Annotated in this window: 15 protein-coding genes; 13 read left to right on the top strand and 2 right to left on the bottom strand. The window is 39.3% G+C overall.

Annotated features, from left to right (window positions below; all coding sequences use genetic code 11):
• Positions 1-114 precede the first annotated feature (114 nt).
• From HMPREF2961_RS12145 to HMPREF2961_RS12090, 12 genes are all read left to right on the top strand, one after another.
• Entirely contained in the window at positions 115-1428 is a 1314-nt protein-coding gene (locus tag HMPREF2961_RS12145) for an NCS2 family permease (RefSeq protein WP_002292548.1), read from the top strand.
• A 327-nt stretch (positions 1429-1755) separates the two neighbouring features.
• Entirely contained in the window at positions 1756-3393 is a 1638-nt protein-coding gene (locus HMPREF2961_RS12140; RefSeq protein ID WP_002315976.1) for a glycoside hydrolase family 13 protein, read from the top strand.
• A 147-nt stretch (positions 3394-3540) separates the two neighbouring features.
• Entirely contained in the window at positions 3541-3975 is a 435-nt protein-coding gene (locus HMPREF2961_RS12135; RefSeq protein ID WP_002315975.1) for a MarR family winged helix-turn-helix transcriptional regulator, read from the top strand.
• A 102-nt stretch (positions 3976-4077) separates the two neighbouring features.
• On the top strand, positions 4078-5169 hold the full coding sequence (locus HMPREF2961_RS12130) for an NADH-dependent flavin oxidoreductase (protein ID WP_002292552.1): 1092 nt from the start codon (positions 4078-4080) through the stop codon (positions 5167-5169).
• Between the two features lie 29 nt (positions 5170-5198).
• On the top strand, positions 5199-5876 hold the full coding sequence (locus HMPREF2961_RS12125) for a type 1 glutamine amidotransferase domain-containing protein (RefSeq protein WP_002310684.1): 678 nt from the start codon (positions 5199-5201) through the stop codon (positions 5874-5876).
• 344 nt (positions 5877-6220) lie between these two features.
• Positions 6221-7516 (top strand): NAD(P)/FAD-dependent oxidoreductase, encoded by a 1296-nt coding sequence (locus HMPREF2961_RS12120; protein WP_002315973.1) that lies wholly within the window; start codon positions 6221-6223, stop codon positions 7514-7516.
• On the top strand, positions 7506-8966 hold the full coding sequence (locus HMPREF2961_RS12115) for an AcpB/EbpR/MafR family transcriptional regulator (RefSeq protein WP_070704843.1): 1461 nt from the start codon (positions 7506-7508) through the stop codon (positions 8964-8966). The genes HMPREF2961_RS12120 and HMPREF2961_RS12115 overlap by 11 nt, the downstream gene beginning before the upstream one ends.
• Before the next feature lie 136 nt (positions 8967-9102).
• The gene (gene glpK / locus HMPREF2961_RS12110) at positions 9103-10599 is read left to right on the top strand and encodes a glycerol kinase GlpK (protein ID WP_002292557.1); all 1497 of its coding nucleotides are present in this window, start codon (positions 9103-9105) and stop codon (positions 10597-10599) included.
• Between the two features lie 13 nt (positions 10600-10612).
• The gene (gene glpO, locus HMPREF2961_RS12105; RefSeq protein WP_002315971.1) at positions 10613-12436 is read left to right on the top strand and encodes a type 1 glycerol-3-phosphate oxidase; all 1824 of its coding nucleotides are present in this window, start codon (positions 10613-10615) and stop codon (positions 12434-12436) included.
• Positions 12437-13153, top strand: coding sequence for an MIP/aquaporin family protein (locus HMPREF2961_RS12100; RefSeq protein WP_002292560.1), 717 nt, complete (start codon positions 12437-12439; stop codon positions 13151-13153).
• A 305-nt stretch (positions 13154-13458) separates the two neighbouring features.
• Positions 13459-15387, top strand: a complete 1929-nt coding sequence (locus HMPREF2961_RS12095) for an endonuclease MutS2 (protein WP_002315970.1) — start codon at positions 13459-13461, stop codon at positions 15385-15387.
• Positions 15388-15508: 121 nt separating this feature from the next.
• Positions 15509-16063, top strand: a complete 555-nt coding sequence (locus HMPREF2961_RS12090; protein ID WP_002315969.1) for a CDP-alcohol phosphatidyltransferase family protein — start codon at positions 15509-15511, stop codon at positions 16061-16063.
• A 160-nt stretch (positions 16064-16223) separates the two neighbouring features.
• On the opposite strand, the gene HMPREF2961_RS12085 is transcribed toward HMPREF2961_RS12090, so the two are convergent.
• Together HMPREF2961_RS12085 and HMPREF2961_RS12080 are read right to left on the bottom strand one after the other, a co-directional pair.
• Positions 16224-16538: a DsrE family protein gene (locus HMPREF2961_RS12085; RefSeq protein ID WP_025477365.1), complete on the bottom strand. Its 315-nt coding sequence runs from the start codon at positions 16536-16538 to the stop codon at positions 16224-16226.
• Positions 16539-16551: 13 nt separating this feature from the next.
• Positions 16552-16812 carry a metal-sensitive transcriptional regulator gene (locus HMPREF2961_RS12080; protein ID WP_002292566.1) on the bottom strand — a complete coding sequence of 87 codons (261 nt, stop codon included), beginning with the start codon at positions 16810-16812 and terminating at the stop codon, positions 16552-16554.
• A 169-nt stretch (positions 16813-16981) separates the two neighbouring features.
• Between HMPREF2961_RS12080 and HMPREF2961_RS12075 the strand changes: the two genes are divergently transcribed.
• A complete protein-coding gene (locus HMPREF2961_RS12075; protein WP_025477364.1) occupies positions 16982-17296 on the top strand; it encodes a rhodanese-like domain-containing protein in 315 nt (104 codons plus the stop codon).
• The last annotated feature ends 1 nt before the right edge of the window (position 17297 follow it).

Below are 17297 nucleotides of genomic sequence, written 5' to 3'. Positions count from 1 at the left end.
AATTTTTTGTTTACTTATGTTTTGTTTTAGTATATGATAAAACACGTTGTTTTATTAATCAATCGAAATTTTAACGGACTTTATTTATAATGTTCGGATTTAGGGGGATGGAAGATGAAGGAAAAAATACTTTCCTACTTCGAAATAGAAAAATTGAATACCACGGTAAAACGTGAGGTACTGGCAGGATTTACGACATTTATTTCAATGGCCTATATCTTATTTGTAAATCCAACTGTATTAGGCGCTTCTGGAATGGATGAAGGAGCGGTGTTCACTGCGACTGCATTAGCCAGTGCAATCGGCTGTATTTTGATGGGGGTATTAGCCCGTTATCCAATTGGAACGGCACCTGCTCTTGGGATCAATGCTTTCTTTGCTTATTCTGTTTGTTTAGGGATGGGGATCCCATGGGAAACAGCATTGTCCGGCGTATTCGTTGCTTCTTTGATCTTTATTTTGATTACAATCTTCAAACTGCGGGAAATGATCATTGATGCGATCCCAGCAGATTTGAAATATGCGATTTCTGGTGGTATCGGTCTATTTATTGCTTTCCTTGGTCTGAGCGAAGGTGGGATCATCGTTTCGAATGAATCTACATTAGTAGGATTAGGATCACTCAACGTTGGTTCTACTTGGTTGACGATTTTTGGATTAGTCGTCACGGCTATCTTGCTTGTTCGACGTGTACCAGGTGGCATTTTCATCGGGATGGCAGCTACAACGATTTTAGGTCTGGTCACAGGTTTGATTCCAATGCCTTCTGAAATTGTTGCTGCAGCACCAAGTTTGAAACCAACATTTTTAGTTGCGTTAAAACATGTAGGGGACATCAATTCTCTTCAAATGTGGGTCGTAGTACTAACATTCTTGCTTGTGACTTTCTTTGATACAGCAGGAACTTTAGTTGGATTAGCAAATCAAGCAGGCTTTATGAAAGACAACAAGATGCCTCGTGTAGGGAAAGCTTTAGCTTCTGATTCAACAGCTATGCTTGCGGGCTCCTTATTAGGTACTTCTCCTGTTGGTGCATTCGTAGAATCATCAGCTGGGATTGCTGTTGGAGGACGCTCAGGAATCACAGCTATTACTACAGGGATTTTCTTCTTGTTAGGTTTGTTCTTTTCTCCATTACTGTCAGTTGTTACTTCACAAGTAACTGCACCAGCATTGATCATGGTAGGTGTTTTGATGGCTCAATCATTACGTCAAATCGAATGGGGAAAATTAGAAATTGCGATCCCTTCCTTCTTGATCTTGATTGGCATGCCTTTAACTTATAGTATTTCAGATGGGATTGCATTAGGTTTTATTTTCTATCCAATTACGATGTTAGCGGCTAAAAGAGGAAAAGAAGTATCTCCAATCATGTATGGTCTGTTCTTTGTATTCGTGGGATTCATGTGGATATTGAATGTGAAATAAAGAGGTTGTGAAATCAGCGTTCTGGCCTGAGTATTAGAGAAAAAAACGAAAAAATAGTTCCTCCTATTTTGCCGTTTTTGGAGCTAATACCGAGGGACAGCTGAGTGAACACCGTTTATAAAGAGGTTGTGAAATCAGCGTTCTTCCCTGCATCAATCAATCCTTTCAAAAAACAGTTGAGGAAATTTCCTCAGCTGTTTTTTTGTTTTATTCTGTTACCGATAACAAGGTGCAATGACTATTTGAAAGCGTTACAATTTTTGGTAGAAGAAACTAAACTAGATGATTAAGCGAAAAATAGTAACATCCATTTATAGGAGGAAAATCATGGAACGAAAATGGTGGCACCATTCAGTTGTTTATCAAATCTATCCAAGAAGTTTTCAAGATTCAAATCAAGATGGGATTGGAGACTTGCGAGGGATTATTTCCAGATTGGATTATCTGGCATATTTGGGCATTGATGTGATTTGGCTTTCGCCGGTGTACGAGTCTCCAAATGATGACAATGGCTATGATATCAGCGATTATCAAGCAATCATGGCAGAATTCGGTACGATGGAAGAAATGGAGGAACTGATTGAAGAAGCAAAGAAAAGAAACATCCGTATCGTTATGGATCTGGTGGTGAATCATACTTCTGATGAACACCCGTGGTTCATTGAGGCACGTAAAAATAAAGAAAATCCTTATCGTGACTACTATATTTGGCGTGATCCAGTCAATGGAGAGGAGCCTAATGGATTGCGCTCGATATTCAGTGGACCTGCTTGGCAGTTGGATGAGCAAACAGGGCAATATTTTCTGCACTTGTATAGCAAGCGTCAACCTGATTTGAATTGGAAAAACAAACAGGTTCGCCAAGCGATTTATCAAATGATGAATTTCTGGATCGACAAAGGTATTGGTGGCTTTCGTATGGACGTGATCGATATGATTGGCAAAGAACCGGATAAAGAAATCACAAGTAATGGACCTAAACTGCATGAGTATCTTCAGGAAATGAATCAAGCAACTTTTGGCGACAAAAATCTGATGACCGTTGGCGAAACATGGGGAGCAACTACCGAGATTGCTAAACTTTATTCCGATCCTAAAAGAAAGGAATTATCCATGATCTTCCAATTCGAACATATAGGATTAGATCAGCAAGAAGGCAAAGACAAATGGGATTTGAAACCTTTAAGTATCTCTGAACTGAAAAAAGTATTATCGAAATGGCAAACTTCTTTGGGTGATGAAGGATGGAATAGTTTATTTTGGAATAATCATGATCTGCCTCGAATCGTCTCACGTTGGGGAAATGACGATTTGTATCGAAAAGAAAGTGCCAAGATGTTTGCTATCTTGCTTCATATGATGAAAGGCACTCCTTATATTTATCAAGGAGAAGAATTAGGCATGACGAATTGCCCAATTGATGATATCTCGGAAGCAAAAGATATTGAGACAATCAATATGTATAACGAAAGGATTTCTTCTGGATTTACAAAAGAGGAAATCTTGGAATCAATCAATGCGAAAGGAAGAGACAATGCTAGGACGCCTATGCAATGGAACGCCCGTGAACATGCTGGGTTTACTACTGGAATTCCATGGCTTCGAGTCAACCCAAATTATAAAGAAATCAATGCAGAAGAAGCGTTAGCAGATCAAGATTCTGTTTTTTATATGTACAAGAAATTGATCGATTTGCGTAGAAAACATGACATCATCGTCTGGGGAGACTATGAATTAGTAGAAGAGACGCCAGAGCATGTCTTTGCCTATTCTCGCATATATGAAGACCAGCGATGGCTCGTTGTTTGCAATATGTCCAGTGAAAAACAGGTGTTCACTGTTCCACGTGAAGCTTTAAGGATTATTGTGTCAAATTATCCTCTGAAACAGTTACCAGACGGCAAAGTCGAGTTACGACCATATGAAGCATTTGTGATGGAAGTAAATAAAGAAAAGCTTATTTGATTGAAACGTATTACCGAGAGGTTGTGACACATTTTTTGTCACAACTTCTTTTTCTCAAAACTAAACAGAGGAGGCGGTCATTACTCCGTGTTTTTTGACAAAAAATAAAAATCATACTATGATATGTACGCCAATGGAGGGGATGAAATGGAAAAGCCAATTGAAAAAGCGTTGGATGAATGTCTTTTCTTTAGCGTGAAAAAGCTAGATCGCCTATTGAATAAATTAGCGGATGAAGCGTTTAGAAAAACAGGTCTGGCACCAACTTATGGATTTATTTTATTGATATTAAAAGAAAAAGATGGTATACCGCAAAAAGATATTGCACAAATGCTCTATTCTGCGCCTTCAACAATCGCTCGTTTTGTTGAAAAATTAGAATATAAAGGATACGTCAAAACAGTTAGCGAAGGGCGCTTGTCATTAGTTTATCTTACAGAACAAGGACGCCAATTTACTAAGGAAGTCGATGGTAGCTGGGAAGAACTCCATCAGTCGTACAAAGCAGTCTTGGGAAATGAAGCAAGTAAAGAATTAGCCGAGATAATGAATGAAGCAACAGATAAGTTACAAAAAAAATAAAAATTTTTTTAAGCAAATTAGTTGCATGTGCAACTAACCGAGTGGTTTAATGATAAATGATTCTCGATAGGTTAATCAGAGCGAATTATGGGAGGAATGACAATGTCACAATTTGATCAATCAATTATTTTACCTTCAGGAGTTCAATTGAAGAACCGATTGATGCTGTCGCCTATGACGACACAACTCAGCTTCTTCAATGGAGTGATCACCGAAGATGAGATCACTTATTATAAACAACGTTCTAAAGGACTTGGTGCTGTTATTACTGGTGCTGCAAATGTCCAAGATATCGGAAAAGGCTGGCCAGGCGAACTGAGCATCGCTCACGATGAAATGATTCCTCGGTTAAGTGAACTAGCTAAAGCAATCCAAGGAGAAGGTGCAAAAGCGATTGTTCAGATTTTCCACGGTGGACGAATGACTAGTCGAGCTACTCTATCCGGAGAACAGCCTGTATCTGCAAGTGCAGTTGCAGCGGAACGACCTGATGCAGAAACACCGCGAGCATTAAGTGAAAATGAAATCAAAGAAACAATCCAAGCATTTGGCGAAGCCACACGCAGAGCGATTGAATCAGGATTTGATGGTATCGAGTTGCATGGAGCAAATACGTATTTGATCCAACAATTTTTCTCTCCGCATTCGAATAGACGAGAGGATCAATGGGGCGGTAGCTTAGAAAATCGCTATCGTTTTATTGACGAATTATTAACAACGGTTTTCTCAACGGTTGAAAAATATGCAAAAAAACCATTCATCGTAGGGTATCGTTTCTCGCCAGAAGAATATGAAACACCAGGTATCCGTTTTGAAGACACGATCTGGCTTCTTGAACGATTACGTGAGACAAAATTAGATTATCTGCATGTTTCATTAAATGCGTATGATCGAAGAGCCCGTTCTGATAAATACAGCGATCAGTCGATTCTTGAAGCTGTCCATGACACGATCCAAGGAAAGATCCCTTTAATTGGTGTCGGAGGCATCCGTACTCGCAAAGACGTAGAGCAAGTACTGAAATATGCAGAACTTGCAGCAATTGGACAGCAAATGATCGTCGATCCTGACTGGGCAGAGAAATTATTGGAAAACCGTGAGGATGAATTTGTAACGAAACCTTTTGAAGAAGCATATAAAGAGCTTTATTTGCCAAGTCCATTATATAATTTCTTGAAAGCACGTTATCAATAACTCAATTTTTATAGAAAGAGGATGGAAAAATGAAAGTATTGATCGTATTAACAAATGTAGAAAAGTACGAAAAGATCGAGCGTCCTACAGGTTTGTGGTTAAGTGAACTGACTCATTTTTATGATGTATTAGTAAAAAATGGGATCGATGCAGATTTTGTCAGTCCTAAAGGCGGATATGTACCTTTAGAACCGCAAAGTGTTTTGAATATGGATGAAATCGATTGGGCCTATTATAAAGATGAAGATTTCAGAAATCGGGCCTTGGGAAATACCTTACGTCCTGATGATGTGGATGCAAAAGATTATGCAGCAGTTTATTATGCTGGTGGCCACGGAACAATGTGGGATTTTCCAGAAGCAACAGATCTTGGGAAAGTTGCTTCACAAATCTATCGAAATGAAGGACTGGTCTCAGCTGTTTGTCACGGTGTTGTCGGATTGTTGCCAGTTACAGATGAATCTGGAAAGTCTATTTTAGCTGGACGCACAGTGACTGGATTCAGTAATGAAGAAGAGGAAGCCAATGGTACAACGAATGAAGTACCATTCTTAGCAGAAGATGCTTTGAAAGAAAAAGGAGCTGACTATCAGTCAGGTCCAGCTTTTTCAGAAGTCGTTCAAATCGATGGACGTCTTCTTACAGGGCAAAACCCTCAATCTGCTCATCAATTGGGCGAAGTAGTGGTTGAAGCATTAAAGCATTAAAAATTGTCAGCATAAAAATGTTTTGCCTATTCTAACTATTACATTACACACGCTAAAACACGTCTTTTCGTTCTTTTCTGTTTCCTATTTGGACAGAGGTACGCAAAAGGCGGGTTTTTTGCCTTTCTAAGAGTACATTTTTTGAAACATCTCTTCAGAAATGATACTCTTCAATTAGGTCAACTAATTTATTACTGAGAAGCAGACCTAGTCACACGGTAGGATGGACAGAGTGTTTTCTGCTACGCTGCTATGGATCATAGGAATGAGTAAACATGGTTTAAGAACATTGTGATTTCAGCCCATGTTGGCAGTCGCACACTTAATAAGAAAGAGGAATACAGATGAACATTGTAATTGTCGGCGGGTCGTTTGCAGGGATTCATGCGGCTATTTATCTTCGCCAATTGATACCAACAAGTGAAATATATTTGATTGAAAAGCAATCGAAGTTAGGGTGGATTCCCAGCGGGTTCAATCTGATAGTAAAAGGAAAGGTCACCAGTGAAAAACAACTTTCTTGGATCACCAAAGAAGAGCTGATCGACCGCTATCGTATCCATGTTTACACAGAAAAGACGGTAATAGGATTGGAAGAAAAGAAAGTCGTTTTAGCAGGCGGAGACAAACTGGATTTTGATCGTTTGATTTTGGCGACTGGTTCAAATCAAAATTTTCGAAATGTTCCTGCAGAAGCAAGGTTCATTCACCCAGTTAAAAAGATACAAAACATAGCTGCTCTTCAGCAAAAGATCATGGATGCAAAAAAAATTGCCATCATTGGAGCAGGTCAAGCAGGGATCGAAATAGCTGAAGGCTTAGCATCAGGAAAAACACAAATCCATCTTTATGAAAGCCGAAAGTCGATTCTTTTTCGTTACCTAGACCCTGAAATGACGGAGCCGTTAGTAAAGGAAATGAAAAATCAAGGGATATCGCTTTTCTTAGAAGAGCAAGTCGTATCTTTGTCCGAAAATGAAACCGCTGTAGTAGAGACGGAAAGAAGAAGGGAAAACTATGATCTTGTTTTGCTGGCTAACCATTCTCGCCCCAACAATCAGATGTGGGAAGAACAATTAACATTGAATGATGATGGAACGATCTGGGTAGATGACTATTTGCAAACGTCTCAAAAAGACGTCTATGCAATTGGCGATGCAATCCAAGTCACTTTTCGCCCAACAAATGAAAAAATGTACGTTTCTCTAGTAAACAACGCTGTCCGTACAGCGCGAAATGTCAGCAAGACAATTAGTGGTTCTGCGACAAAGGATCAGGGAACCTATCGACCAGTCGGCAATCAGTGGTTTGGCTATTTCTTAGGAAGCGTAGGTATGACAGAAGAAGAAAGCATTTTTTATCCCCAAAAAATTGAAACAGGGTACGCGGAATACAAGCTTGCAGCAATAAACCAGAGCAAAGTCAAAGTCAAATTCCTATTTGATTCTGAAAAAAAGATTCTTGGAGCACAGCTCCAAAGCAGAAAAGAAATGTTCCATCTTCTTGACCAACTGACAATCGCAGTAGAAGAAGGCTGGACGTTCGAACAGTTAGAAGAACATGAGCTGTTTTTCCAGCCAGAATATCGTGTACCTAATATGGTGTGGTCAAAGGTGGCGAATACTGCCTATGAAGATTGAAGCATTATTAGAAAGAAAAGAGCAGTTACAGATCCTGATTTTGCGAAACCTTGTTCTGCAAGGGGGAACAGCCTCTATCAATGGATTGAGAGAGCATGTCCAACTGTCAAAAACCTCTTTTGATCAATATTTGGAAGATATTGAATTGATTGGACGGATGATGGGAAAAAAAGTAGAAGTACAGCGAAACGAGTATCAGGCGCTGCTTGTGTTGGACGAAGATGTCAGTTTGGAAAAAATTCTTTTGTTTTTATTACAGGAAAGCTTGAAGTTTAAAATGCTTGTCTATTTATTAGAACACCAGCAAGTATCCATCGTTCGATTAGCGACAGCGTTTAATATCAGTGAGTCTTCTGTTTTTCGAAAGATCAAAGAATTAAACCAGCTCTTAGAGGAATTTGGATTACAAATCAAAAACGGACAATTATACGGAGAAGAGCTACAGATCCGATATTTTTATTATGAATTATTCCAATATATCCCGGAAGATCAACGACCGCTTTTTTTGCAAAATACACCAGAAAAAAGACCATTCATTCTAGGATTGGGCCGCGTATTAGAAACGACGTTTACGGCATCAGCAGAAGCACAGATTGCTTGCTGGCTCGGGATCACGAAAAAAAGACTATTGAATGAAAAAAGTACGTACGAAACCTTGAAAGAAAAGAAATTACTCTATCAGTCGGACCGGCTTTATCAAGCAATCGATCCAATCATCGTGATGCATCTTAGTCGAACAGCAGCAGAACTGAATGTATACGAAACAATGATGTTTTACAGCTTTTTTGTTTCTTTTTCGATAGTCGACGAAGAAATATTTTATCAATATGATTTGACACGGAGCAAAAAGTTACCCACCGCTGTTTTGGATACTTATATTCGGGAAACGATGCTATGGCATTATCGTCCTCGTCGTTTGAAAATCAAAGAGGAAAAAGCAGTAGGCTACCAAATTTCACAAATCAACAATGAATGGTTTTTCTTTGTTGGAAAGATCGAAGTCTACGAGCGTGATCGGCTTTTGGAGCAGCAGCAAAAAATGCTTGGGCATTCCTTAACACAGTTATTGGAGAAACTACAGGAAACAGCGATGCAGCAATTGCCAAGGAAAAGCACCGAAGACAGTGCACTTAGTTATCTGATGATCCAGTATGCCAATGTTCTTTTGATGATCGATTTTTATATTGCGAAACCAGTAGTGATAGGGATCGATTTAGAAAGTTTGCCTATTTACCGTATTGCTTTCCAACAGTATCTGAACAGAGAACTGAGAGGAGTCAGCGGTATTGAGATTGAAAGTTATGAAGAAGGACAAAACTATGATTTGGTCATAACGTTTTGTCAGAGAAACAAGCAACAGAATGAATATTATCTATCAGAATTTGCGTCGCCTTATGACATTATCCGATTGAAAAGAAGAATAGAAATGTTGAAAAAAGAAAAGAATTGATCAAAAACTAGCATCATAATAAAAAACTGTCAAAAAAAAGAAAAAAAGAATAAAATTTTGACAGTTTCTTTTTTTAAATGAGTAGTATGATAAAAGCAGTTAAAGAAAGCGTTTGCAGATAATGGAGGGAATCACAATGACAGAACCAACGTATATCATGGCGATTGACCAAGGTACAACTAGCTCACGAGCAATTATCTTTGACAAGAAAGGAAGACATATCGGCAGTTCTCAAAAAGAGTTCACGCAATATTTCCCGCAAGAAAGCTGGGTTGAACATGATGCAAATGAAATCTGGAATTCTGTACAGTCAGTTATTGCCGGAGCTTTCATCGAATCAGGGATCAAACCAAACCAGATTGCTGGGATTGGCATAACGAACCAGCGTGAAACAACAGTAATCTGGGAAAAAGATACAGGACGTCCAATCTATCATGCAGTTGTTTGGCAATCCAGACAATCAGCTGGAATTGCAGATAACTTAAAAAATGAAGGATATCAAGAATTTTTCCACGAAAAAACAGGACTAGTGATCGATGCCTATTTCTCAGCAACGAAGATTCGCTGGATTCTTGATCATGTAGAAGGTGCGCAAGAACGCGCTGAAAAAGGCGAGTTAATGTTTGGAACGATTGATTCGTGGTTAGTATGGAAACTGACCGATGGACAAGCACATGTTACTGATTACTCGAATGCCAGTCGGACGATGTTGTTCAATATCCATCAGCTAGATTGGGATCAGGAAATTTTGGATTTATTGAATATTCCTCGAGTGATGTTACCAAAAGTTACTTCTAACTCAGAAGTTTATGGTTATACGCAAGGTTATCATTTTTATGGAAGCGAAGCACCAATTTCAGGGATGGCAGGAGACCAGCAAGCTGCATTATTCGGACAAATGGCATTCGAACCAGGTATGGTCAAGAATACTTATGGTACAGGTTCATTTATTGTCATGAATACCGGTGAAAAACCGCAATTATCCAAAAATAATTTATTGACGACAATTGGTTACGGTATAAATGGAAAGGTTTACTATGCTTTAGAAGGAAGTATTTTTGTGGCTGGTTCTTCGATTCAATGGCTGAGAGATGGTCTTCAAATGTTGCAAAAGGCTAGTGATTCGGAAGCCGCGGCAAAACGCTCCACAAACGAAGATGAGGTCTATGTTGTTCCTGCATTTGTTGGACTGGGTGCTCCTTATTGGGATCAGGCAGCACGAGGGGCTATGTTTGGTTTGACACGTGGAACGACAAAAGAAGATATCATTAAAGCTACTTTGCAGTCGATTGCCTATCAAGTGAGAGATATCATCGATACGATGCAAGATGACACTGGAATCAAGATTCCTGTATTGAAAGTGGATGGCGGTGCAGCAAATAATGAATATCTGATGCAATTCCAAACAGATATCTTGAATGTACCGATCCAACGAGCAGAAAACTTGGAAACAACAGCACTAGGGGCAGCATTTTTAGCAGGATTAGCTGTCGGCTATTGGAAAGATACAGACGAGATTCGTGAATTTTATGAAGCTGGCAAGCTATTTGAAGTTCAAATGGAGGAAGAGCGCCGAGAAAAACTTTACAATGGCTGGAAAAAAGCAGTAAAAGCTACCCAAGCATTTGAATAAGGAGGAAATCCATATGTTTTCAAACAAGACAAGACAAGATAGCATTCAAAAAATGCAGCAAGAAGAATTGGATCTGTTGATCATCGGTGGCGGAATCACTGGTGCCGGTGTGGCAGTCCAGGCAGCAGCATCAGGAATCAAAACAGGATTGATCGAAATGCAAGATTTTGCAGAAGGGACGTCCTCTCGCTCGACCAAACTTGTGCATGGCGGTATTCGTTATCTGAAAACATTTGATGTGGAAGTAGTAGCTGACACAGTTGGTGAACGTGCAGTCGTACAAGGTATTGCCCCACACATCCCAAAACCAGATCCAATGCTTTTACCAATCTATGAAGATGAAGGAGCAACAACCTTCAATATGTTCTCTGTCAAAGTAGCAATGGACCTTTACGACAAACTGGCAAATGTGACAGGAACTAAATATGAGAACTATACCCTGACACCAGAAGAAGTATTGGAAAGAGAACCATTTTTGAAAAAAGAAGGGCTAAAAGGTGCAGGTGTTTATCTGGATTTCCGCAACAATGATGCCCGTTTAGTGATCGATAATATCAAAAAGGCTGCAGAAGATGGGGCTTATCTAGTAAGTAAAATGAAAGCGGTTGGCTTTTTATATGAGGGCGATCAAATCGTTGGTGTCAAAGCTCGTGATCTGCTGACAGATGAAGTGATAGAGATCAAAGCAAAATTAGTGATCAATACGAGTGGTCCTTGGGTAGATAAAGTACGGAACTTGAATTTTACGCGTCCAGTCTCTCCTAAAATGCGTCCAACCAAAGGAATCCATTTAGTCGTAGATGCGAAAAAACTGCCTGTACCGCAACCCACATACTTCGATACAGGAAAACAAGATGGGCGGATGGTTTTTGCTATCCCAAGAGAAAACAAAACTTACTTTGGTACGACAGATACGGATTACCAAGGAGACTTTACGGATCCAAAAGTCACACAAGAAGACGTGGATTATCTATTGGATGTAATCAACCATCGCTATCCAGAAGCAAATATCACATTGGCAGATATCGAAGCAAGCTGGGCAGGGCTTCGTCCACTATTGATTGGTAATTCTGGTTCTGATTATAATGGCGGAGATAACGGATCGATTTCAGACAAGAGCTTCAATAAAGTGGTTGATACAGTAAGTGAATATAAGGAAAATAAAGTTTCTCGTGCTGAAGTAGAAGATGTGTTGAACCATTTGGAAAACAGCCGCGACGAAAAAGCACCTTCTACGATTTCCAGAGGTAGTTCTTTAGAAAGAGAACCAGATGGCTTGTTGACTTTATCAGGTGGGAAAATCACTGATTACCGTAAGATGGCAGAAGGAGCTTTACGATTGATTCGTCAGCTGTTAAAAGAAGAATACGGAATAGAGACGAAAGAAATCGACTCTAAAAAATATCAGATTTCAGGTGGAAACTTCGATCCAACGAAATTAGAAGAAACAGTGAGGGAATTAGCAAAAGAAGGAGTAGCAGCCGGTTTAGAGGAAGAAGATGCTACTTATATCGCTGATTTTTACGGGACTAATGCTCGACGTATCTTTGAATTAGCAAAAGAAATGACACCTTATCCTGGTTTGAGTCTCGCTGAGTCAGCTCGGTTACGTTATGGCTTAGAAGAAGAAATGGTTTTAGCCCCAGGTGATTATCTCATTCGTCGGACGAATCATCTGTTGTTTGAACGAGACCAGCTGGATGAGATCAAGCAACCTGTGATCGATGCAATTGCTGAGTATTTTGGGTGGACAGAAGAAGAGAAGGCGCAACAGACTAAACGTTTAGAAGCATTGATCGCAGAATCAGATCTGCGGGAACTAAAGGGGGAGAAATAAATGAACAGTGATATGACTCAAATCATGGGGGAGTTTATTGGGACATTGATCCTAGTTTTGCTTGGAGATGGTGTGTGTGCGGCTGTGAATCTAAACAAAAGTAAAGCACAAGCTTCTGGCTGGATTGTCATTGCGTTTGGTTGGGGACTCGCTGTAACAATGGCTGTCTATATTTCTGGATTCATGGGCCCAGCTCATTTGAATCCTGCAGTCTCTCTAGCTATGGCGATGACAGGGGCAATTAGTTGGAATCTTGTCGTTCCTTTCATCATTGCGCAAGTTTTAGGAGCTTTTGCAGGGGCCATTCTTGTTTGGCTTTCTTATTTGCCACATTGGAATGCAACGAAAGATGAAAGTGCGATTTTGGGTACGTTTGCAACAGGTCCTGCTATACGGAACTATCCAGCAAATGTAATCACAGAATTAATTGGTACTTTTGTATTAGTTCTTGGGTTGCTAGCTTTTGGACAAAACGAATTTGCACCTGGAACGAACGTATTCGCTGTAGGTGGATTGATCTTAGCCATCGGTCTTTCATTAGGAGGACCAACAGGATACGCAATCAACCCTGCTCGGGACTTTGGTCCTCGATTAGCACATGCGGTATTGCCAATAGCTAATAAAGGAACTTCAGATTGGGCATATTCATGGGTACCAATCGCAGGTCCAATGATCGGAGCAATTATCGCGGTAGGTGTCTATTCATTAATGGTGTAAATCTATAAAACATACTAAGGTTTGACAATCAAAAGGCGTCTTGCTATAGTTAAGTGGAAAATAAATAAGACCTAGAAGAATGGGGAATGTTTTGTGAGTGTAGCTGGTATCTAATCAGTAAGTCGAATAGCCAATAAACAAGGTTTATTTGGTGTGCTTATGAAACGGTACCTGTCAGGAAAACAATATCTTTGTATTCTAATAAGGATAGGACATGACTTTTTTAAGCTGTGTTCTATCCTTTTATTTATCTCTAGGCCCTTATTTATTTTGGGACAGGTATCTCTTCAAGAAAAGGAGAGAGTATGAACAACGAAATGATTAGTCAATTACAATTTGATCAGATCAAAAAGGAAATCCAAGCAAGAGCAATCGGAAACTATAGCAAAAAACGAATCAGTAAGATGACGACCTCGTCAAACCTACAAACCGTCTTGGATCGTCAAGAAGAAACAAGAGAAGCACGCTTGATCTTAGAAAGTAGTCAGCATGTTCCATTTATGGGATTGCCGAGGATTGATGCACTGACAGAACAAGTCAAAAAAGGATTGGTTCTGTCGCCCGCTGATTTGATCGAATATGCGGATTTTCTAAGAAGCAGTCGGATGATCACAAAGTTTTTTGATAAGAATCAATACCAGGCACCTTTGTTATTTGCTTATAGCAAGCATCTTCCTGATTTGATAAATGTAGAAGAGTTGATTGACCAAAAAATAAAAAATAATAAAGTCAGTGACGATGCTTCACGTAATTTGCGTAAAGTACGCAAACAATTACAAATAATAGAAAAAGAAATCCAGTCAAAATTGCTGAAATTCTTGCGTCATCCGAAAAACAAAGAAATGATCCAAGAAGCAATAATCGTTCAAAAAGGTGAATGCTATACGATTCCTATCAAAGCCAGCTATAAAAATAAAGTAGATGGGACGATCATCGATGAATCGAACAAAGGAACGACGGTTTTTATTGAACCGACTGTGGTTTCTAAACTGAATGAACACTATCAGTTGTTAAAAGCTGAAGAAATCAGTGAAGAATATCAAGTTCTGGCTGCATTGACTGGTGCTATTGCAGAAAATGAAGAAGCAATCGATTTATTGATCGAAACGATGACGGTATTAGACATCATTTTTGCTCGGGCAAAATTCAGTCGAGAAATCAATGGGATCACGCCTAAAATCAATAAATCAGAACATATCGTCATCAAACAAGGCAGACATCCATTTTTACCTGATCATGCGGTACCATTGGATGTTGAAATCGGTAAAGACTATCGAGGCTTGATTATTACCGGAGCAAATGCCGGCGGCAAAACAGTCGTGTTGAAGACGGTCGGTTTATTGACTTTGATGGCGATGTTCGGCATGCAAGTTCCGGCAAAAGAAGGGACAGAGCTTGCTGTCTTTGATGAGGTTTTCGTCGATGTCGGTGACCACCAAAATTTAGAAAATGCGTTGAGTACATTTTCTGGTCATATGCAAAACATCGCTGCTATTTTGAAAAAGATAAAAAGGAATACATTGGTACTTCTGGATGAGATTGGCAGTGGAACAGAGCCAAATGAAGGGGCTGCATTAGCGATCGCAATCATGGAATCTATGTATGAGCAGGGGGCATTGATCATTGCCACGACCCATTATGGAGAAATTAAGAAATTTGCTAGGGATCATGAAGATTTTGTGCCGGCTGCTATGGCTTTCGATCGGGAAGCACTTCGTCCTAAATATCAATTGCGTGTTGGAGAAACAGGAGAAAGCCAAGCTTTATGGATTGCTCATAAAATGGCTATGTCTATGAAATTGATCCAGCAAGCAGAGCGTTACCTGGAGGAAAAAGCCTATCGGACACAGAAAAAAGAATTTCCTCCTAAGACAGCAGGTATAAATAGGAAGGACAATAAAAAAGAACGCCAGCTCTTTGCAAAAGGCGATCGAATATTTGTGAATGAATACCAAAAAGAAGCATTAGTTTATGAGGATATAGGTGAAGATACGATTGCCGTATATTTAGAAAAAGAAATGATCCGTGTGCCTCGTCAGCGTGTTCGTCTGGTGCGTTCAGCAGAAAATCTGTACCCGACAGGTTACGATTTAGACAGTCTGTTTGTTGATTTTAAAACACGGAAACAGCAGCGTGATCTAGAGCGAGGATCAAAAAAAGCCCATAAAGCGTTAGTAAAAGAAATGCGTAAACGACAGGAAGAAAGAAGAGCAAAAGATGAAAACAACAAGTGATTATTTCAGACCAACGCATATGATCAGTGATTGCAAAAAAATAACAGCAGTAAAATCATTGGTTTTATTCTCTATGTAAGCTAAAATAAAAAAAAGAGTGCTGAGGAGGTGGGACGGTCAAATGAAAATAAGCACAAACTGGCGTAAAGAAATCCAAACAATTCCGAATCTTTTATCGATATTCCGTATTCTCTTGCTGCCGATTTATCTTTATTTTGTGCTGAGACAGTCGTTTTATGTAGCAGGAGTGGTCATTGTTGTCTCAGGTTTGTCTGATTATCTAGATGGGGTCATTGCTCGGAGATATAATCAGGTAACAGACTTAGGGAAGGTGCTTGATCCGTTTGCAGATAAATTGACACAACTTTTTCTGATTTTGTCTATGGCATGGTATCGACCGTGGCTTTGGCTGTTGTTTGGTCTATTCTTGATAAAAGAAGGCTTTATGTTTGTAGCTGGATTAATCGGGCTATCTAAAAATATCAAATTAAGTGGTGCGAAGTGGTATGGCAAAGTAGCGACTGCTGTCATCTATGTTGGCATGATCCTTTTGCTGCTTTTCCCAGAATTACCAACGCTGTGGGTGAGAGTCATTTTTGCCGTCATCACTTACGGTCTTTTACAATCTTTTGTCTTGTATGCTGTCGAGTACCGAAAGATGTTTCAAAGAAAATAAAGAAGGGGTGTGACCTATGTCGCACTCCTTTTTTTGATAAATAGACTCCCAATAGCTACTTCTCGATAATAAGCCAACCAAACCAAAAACATGAGAAGTTGTTTTTAAAATTATTTCTTGTAACTCGGAGTTAAATGGGTAGGCTCACAACCTCTACTGACTAAGGCTTGATATAAGCATAACCTTGGGATTGCAGTTTAACTAAATCAAGTACACCTGCTGGTACAACGATTACTTGTTCAGGTAAAGAACTTTCTGAAATATGATTAGCACGCATAGCATTCGCACAAGCGTGAAAAACGACTTCTTTCAAATCTAAGAATTCTGCATTGGCAAAGTCTAGATAACCGGTAATTGCGATACCGTTGACGGAAACGACGATCGTCGTTTCAGGAGAAGCTTTTATCAGGTTTTTTACGTTTTTCCCTGTTTCTGACCATTTTTCTAATTCATCAATATGGAAAACGACTTTCATTGAAATCATTCCTTTACTTTTTAATAATCATCTTGATCGCTTGCTCTAATTTAGCCGCTTGTTCTTCTGGATTACTATCGGGATTTTCAAAGCAATTTTTCAGATTATCTGCAACGATCATTCCCATTACGCGATCAATGCTGGAACGAACAGCGCTTAATTGAGTGATGACATCCATACATTCTTTTTCATCTTCGATCATTTTTTGGATACCACGAATTTGCCCCTCTGTACGTTTCAAACGGTTCAGGATATTTTTATTCTCAATCTCCATAGCACATTCTCCTCTATTTTTTATAACTCGATAATACCCCTAATCGGTATTTTATGCAAATATAAAAAGCAGTTAAAAAAATGAAGAGTCATTCTGGTTGACAGAATAAGAAAGCTCCTGTTTAATATACCCCGTAAGGTATTTATAAAATATAAACGAGGTGCAGAAAATGAGTTTGTTATTTCAGCCAATAAAATCGATAACAGTCCCAGAATTAAAGGAAAAGCTTTTAGAAAAGTCAGTATTACTTGATGTTAGAACACCTGTAGAATACCGGGGCGGGCATATAAAAGGAGCTAAAAATATTCCATTACAAAGCATAAACAGATATGATGGAGACAAAGAAAAGACCGTTTATGTGATTTGTCAATCAGGGATGAGGAGTAAACAAGCAGCAAAAGAATTAAAGAAATCTGGTTATGATGTGGTGAATGTACGTGGCGGTATGAATCAATGGTTTGATCGAACAGTAGGAGGGAAATAAG

The sequence above is a fragment of the Enterococcus sp. HMSC076E04 genome, from assembly GCF_001814285.1.
Classification (GTDB): domain Bacteria; phylum Bacillota; class Bacilli; order Lactobacillales; family Enterococcaceae; genus Enterococcus_B; species Enterococcus_B lactis.
The sequence above is the reverse complement of the archived record's forward strand: the minus strand, read 5'-3'. Positions and strand labels throughout refer to the sequence as shown.